At 70.9% G+C, this 3,757-nt stretch carries 4 protein-coding genes; 3 read left to right on the top strand and 1 reads right to left on the bottom strand.

Going from position 1 to position 3,757, the window contains the following annotated elements; genetic code table 11:
* The coding region (locus G3N94_RS40280; protein WP_205799751.1) for a thiamine phosphate synthase at nucleotides 1–142 on the top strand (142 nt) is incomplete at its 5' end.
* A 30-nt stretch (nucleotides 143–172) separates the two neighbouring features.
* Here the strand turns inward: G3N94_RS40280 and G3N94_RS40275 are convergent.
* A complete protein-coding gene (locus G3N94_RS40275; protein WP_205799750.1) occupies nucleotides 173–1,789 on the bottom strand; it encodes a DUF3459 domain-containing protein in 1,617 nt (538 codons plus the stop codon).
* Nucleotides 1,790–2,086: 297 nt separating this feature from the next.
* On the opposite strand from G3N94_RS40275, the gene G3N94_RS40270 reads away from it, so the two are divergent.
* Nucleotides 2,087–2,866, top strand: coding sequence for a class I SAM-dependent methyltransferase (locus tag G3N94_RS40270; protein WP_205799749.1), 780 nt, complete (start codon nucleotides 2,087–2,089; stop codon nucleotides 2,864–2,866).
* 180 nt (nucleotides 2,867–3,046) lie between these two features.
* Nucleotides 3,047–3,715, top strand: coding sequence for a glutathione S-transferase (locus tag G3N94_RS40265; protein ID WP_205799748.1), 669 nt, complete (start codon nucleotides 3,047–3,049; stop codon nucleotides 3,713–3,715).
* The last annotated feature ends 42 nt before the right edge of the window (nucleotides 3,716–3,757 follow it).

Here is a 3,757-nt window from a genome sequence, read left to right as displayed (position 1 = left end):
GCTCGGCTGGGCCCGGTTCGAGGCCTGGGCCGCGCAGGTCGCGGTGCCCGTCTATGCGCTCGGCGGCATGACCCGCGCGCACCTCGACGACGCGCGCCGCCACGGCGCGCACGGCATCGCGGGCATCCGCGGCTTCTGGTAACGCCGCCGCGCGCGGCCAGCGCTCATGCGCTCATGCGCGCATCCCGCGCCACGTGCCGTCGTCGATCCGGCGCACGTCGTGCGTCAGCGCGTACTGATTGACGTCGCCCGTCAGCCACGCAACGAGCGAGTATGGCGGCAGCTCCCCGCCATCGACCCGGTCGCGCGCGCGTCCCGGCGTCTCGAACACCACCATCCCTCCCGGTGCGTCGAACGGCACCGCTTCCGGCGACAGGTTCAGCGCGATGCTGAGCGTTTCGCCATCGGCAAGCCGCCACGACGCGAGCAGCGCATCGGCCTCGCCGGCGCCACTCATGCGCAGCGTATGCGCGTCCTGCGGCCGGCAGTCGGCGAGCCGCGGCGCGATCAGCTTCGCGCGCACCGCGAGCGCCGATTGCACGAAATGCGCGCGCTCGAGATCGCGCGCCGTCTCGTCGAAGATCAGCGGAATCTGCGGCGTCAGCAACGACAGCGCGAGCGCGGCAAGACCCGCCTCGCGATCCTGCCACGCACCGTCGGACAGCACCAGCGACGTCAGCGGTAACGCGGCTTCCGGCGCGCCGCCTTCGGCCGGCGGCGCCGGCTGGAACGCGGTGCCCGCCGCCGTCAGCGCGCGCGCGAGCGTGTGGATCGACTGATGCGCGGAGATCCCGTCATGCGTCGACGCGGCATCCGTCAACCGGTGCAGCGCCCGCTCGCCGCAGCCGTTCCACTGCGCGTCGAAATGGGTATCCGCGAGATGCGCGGGATGCCGCTCGCTGCCGAGCACGAGGTGGATCAGCCGGTCGGACGGCGTTGCGGCGCGCACCCGGTCCGCGATCTCGCGCAGCCATGCGACGCCAATGCGGTCCGCCTCGCGCAGGCGCAGGCCGTCGCAACGGTATTCCTCGATCCAGTACAGCGCGTTGTCGCAGAAGAAATCGCACACTTCCGGATGGTCGAGCGCGAGCGGCGGCGCCTGCAGCGGATCGTCGCGGGTGTGGAAGAACGGCGCCGAGTAATGACGCAGCGCGTCGGTCCCGCTGCCGAACCGCGCGTAATCGAGTTCGAGCATGACCGCGAGACCGTAGCCGTGCGCGTCGTCAATCAGCGCCTTCAGCGCGTTGGGGCCGCCATCGACCGCGAGCGGCGCGAACGGCAGGCTGTCGTGCGGCGACGCGAGCAGTTCGAGCGCGGTCACGCCGAGGTGGGCGAGCTGCGGCAAACGGCGCCGCACGCCTTCGAAACCGCCGGCCGCATCCGGCCGGATCGCATACAGCGCGATGTCTTCCCACGGACGCCCGTGCCAGAACGTGTGACGCCACGTGAACGCGCGCGGATCGACGACCTCGCTCGGGCCGCTGAGCCCTTCGGGTTGCGAACGGGATGCGGGATCGGGAATCGACATCGTGTCGTCGAGGCGATACCGGTAGCGCGCGCCTGCACCGCAGTCGGCGAACACCTCGAACCAGTTCGGGCCGGCTGCCGTCATCGGCACGACGGTCATGCCGCTGCCGGTGTCGAGCTCCAGCTGGACCTGGGTGCAGCCGGGCGCCCACACGCGGAAATGCGTGCGCGGCGTCGCGCAGCTCGCGCCGCACGGCTGCGCGCCGAACGGCAGACAGTGGATGTAGTGATGCGCGTACGGATCGTGCGGACAATCGGACATCGTGCGCTCCTCGTGCGTGCCGGGCTGCACGGTTGCGCCGTCGGCGCGGCGCAGAGGGCCTGGCATGCGGGTCGCCAAGCGGGAAAGAGTAAGACAGTATGCGCCGCTTCGGTGGTGGCGATGCGCGCGGGCGAGGTTTTTTAATTGAGTATCGACCCCGGGAAACGCGTCGTCCTGCGCTGCAGGGTAGCGCGCATACCGGAATGACCGCTTGCCTTGTTGCCGCGCATCCGCACGCATACGCTCTGCCCGATCGCCCGCGGACACACCGTTCGCCGTCAACCCGAGGAACCCGCCATGTCGCTCCCCACCAGCGCCGCGAAATTCGATCCGGCGCGCGCGAACGAATACGCCGAGCAGTCCCGCATCGCGCTCGCCGGCTACGACGCGTGCCATGAACTCACCGCCTGCATGCTCGCGTCGACGATCGGCGCGCGCGACGCGCAAGTCCTCGTCGCGGGCGCGGGCGGCACCGGGCAGGAAATCCTCGTGTGTGCCGCGCTCGAGCCGGACTGGCGCTTCACGGCCGTCGATCCGTCGGCGCCGATGCTCGCGCTTGCACGCGCGAACGTCGAAGCCGCCGGCTTCGGCACGCGCACGCGCTTCGTCGAAGGCGAGGTCGACACGCTGCCGCTCGAAGCTGCAACGCGATCCTCGCCGGACGCCCGGAGCAACGGCCAGCAGGACGACGGATCGAGCGCCCCGCAAGATGCGCGGTTCGACGGCGCGACGCTGATCGGCGTGCTCCATCATCTGCCGGGCGACGACGCGAAGGCCGCGTTGCTGCACGCGATCGCGCGCCGCCTGAAACCCGGCGCGCCGCTCGTCGTCGCCGGCAACTACCGCCGCTACGCGGACCATCCGCGCCTGCTCGACGCGTGGCAGCAACGCTGGCGCATGAAGGGCGCGACGCCCGACGCGGTCCGCGAGAAGCTCGCGAAGATCCTGCAGGGCGCCGATCCGCCCGCGACCGAGGAGGCCGTGCACCGGCTGCTGGACGATGCCGGTTTCGACGCGCCGCTGCGGTTTTTCGCGAGCCTGTTCTGGGGTGCGTGGATCGCGGTGCGGCGCGCGTGATGGACAGCGGCGGCGGCGGACGGCTGCCGAGCGCGCGTGATGGACAGCGGCGGCAGGCGACTGCCGAGCGCACGTAAAGAACATCAGCGACAAGCGACAGCCCGCGCTCCGCACGAATAGCGGCCCGCATCGGCGCACCGCGCTCTATGATGTCGTTCCCGCCCCCGCTCCGGCATTGCCATGCTCACCGTCCACCACCTGAACAACTCGCGTTCGCAACGCGTGCTCTGGCTGCTCGAGGAGCTCGGCGTGCCTTACGAGATCGCTCGCTACGAGCGCGATCCGAAGACGATGCTCGCACCGCCCGCGCTGCGCGCGATCCATCCGCTCGGCAAGTCGCCGGTCGTCACCGACGACGGACGCACCTTCGCCGAATCCGGCGCGATCGTCGAGTACCTTGTCGAACGCTACGGCCAGGGCCGTCTCGCGCCGTCGCCCGGCACGCCCGAGCGGCTCGACTACACGTACTGGCTGCACTATGCGGAAGGTTCGGCGATGCCGCCGCTGCTGCTCAAGCTCGTCGCGCTGCGGATCGCGAACGCGCCGATGCCGTTCTTCGCGCGGCCGATCGCGCGCAAGATCGCGGCGTCGCTGCAATCGAGCTTCATCGATCCGCAGATCGCGCTGCATCTCGGCCATATCGACGATACGCTGCGCCGCACGGGCTGGTTCGTCGGCGACGGCTTCAGCGCGGCCGACATCCAGATGAGCTTCCCGCTCGAAGCGGCGACCGCGCGCGGCGATGGCGGCGCGCATCCGGCGATCGCACGCTTTCTCGACACGATCCACGCGCGGCCCGCGTACCGGCGCGCGCTCGAGCGCGGCGGGCCGTACGCGCTGCTCAAGTGAACCGCGCGGCCGGCAGCATGCGGAGGCCGGCGGTCACGCCCG

This window comes from Burkholderia sp. Ac-20353 (assembly GCF_017104785.1).
Lineage (GTDB): Bacteria > Pseudomonadota > Gammaproteobacteria > Burkholderiales > Burkholderiaceae > Burkholderia.
The sequence above is the reverse complement of the archived record's forward strand: the minus strand, read 5'-3'. Positions and strand labels throughout refer to the sequence as shown.